Origin of the sequence: Variovorax sp. WDL1 (assembly GCF_001541225.1) — a bacterium.
Classification (GTDB): Bacteria; Pseudomonadota; Gammaproteobacteria; order Burkholderiales; family Burkholderiaceae_C; genus Variovorax.
In genome coordinates this window covers 1-1145 of sequence record NZ_LMTS01000289.1, presented here as the reverse complement: position 1 = coordinate 1145, position 1145 = coordinate 1, and the positions used below count along the sequence as shown (strand labels likewise).

The following is a 1145-nucleotide window of genomic DNA, read 5'->3' as shown; positions in this document are numbered from 1 at the left end:
AGCGCATTGCGGCGCTGTACGCGATCGAAGCCCAGATCCGAGGGCAGCCGCCCGATGTGAGACGCCAGGTGCGGCAAGCCCGCGCCGGACCGCTGCTGGAAGACCTGCGTGCCTGGCTCACGAGCATGCTGGGCAAGGTGTCCACGAAGTCGGAACTGGCCAAGGCGATCGGCTACTCGCTGACACGCTGGAAATCGCTCACGCGCTACCGTGACGATGGTCGCATCGAGATCGACAACAACGCTGCCGAGCGTGCCCTGCGTGGTGTGGCCCTTGGAAGATCCAACTATCTCTTCATGGGTTCGGACGCCGGAGGCGAGCGCGCCGCGGCGATCTACAGTCTGGTGGAGACGGCCAAGCTGAATGGGCTCGATCCGCAGGCGTATCTGCGCGATGTGCTCGCACGCATTGCCGACCATCCGATCAACCGCATCGACGAGTTGCTGCCGTGGAACATCGGCGGGCACCACGTTGAGCAACGACTGGCAGCCTGACCCACACGCGACCCGGCTGCGCAACGAAGGAAGACGAGAGTGAACCTGCAAGGCACCGACCCGAAGCTGATCGATGCGCTCAACCGCGCGAGCAGCCTGGAACTGTTCCAGCTGAGCACCATCATCGAGCGCCTGCTGGCCGATCCGCGCCGGATCATCGCCGTGCGCACGAACATGAACTTGGGGCAGACCGTGCGCTTCCTCGACTGGCGTGACGGTCAGATGCGCAACGGCAAGGTCGTGGCGATGAAGGACACGCAGGTCACGTTGCACGAGGAAGGCACGCGGCGCGAGTGGAAGCTGCCCTATGCGGCTATCGAACCGCCGCTTGCGACCGCGCAGCCGGCGGCAGCAACACCGCCGAAACCTCCACCGCTCAAAGCCTCTCGCAATGACTTCCGCGGTGGCGAGAAGGTCTCGTTCGACGACAAGTACCTCCAACCCCAAGTGGGCACCGTCGTTCGCATCAACCAACGAACGGCCACCGTCGACACCGGCAACGGCCAATCGTGGCGCGTGCCGTTCCACATGCTGCGCCACGTGCTCGACATCTGAGTGCCGGATCCATTACACGGCCGCTGCCGTCAAGAGGGTCTTGAGCCCGCGCTTACCCTGCAGGGACGTCTCCACGTTGGCCGGCCGCGGCGCCGC

At 65.0% G+C, this 1145-nt stretch carries 2 protein-coding genes; both read left to right on the top strand.

Annotated features, from left to right (window positions below):
- Positions 1-494: IS66 family transposase (locus APY03_RS35235; protein WP_157103503.1), on the top strand; the 494-nt coding region annotated here is incomplete at its 5' end.
- A gap of 39 nt (positions 495-533) precedes the next feature.
- A complete protein-coding gene (locus APY03_RS35230; protein ID WP_068684759.1) occupies positions 534-1049 on the top strand; it encodes a hypothetical protein in 516 nt (171 codons plus the stop codon).
- Positions 1050-1145: the final 96 nt, after the last annotated feature.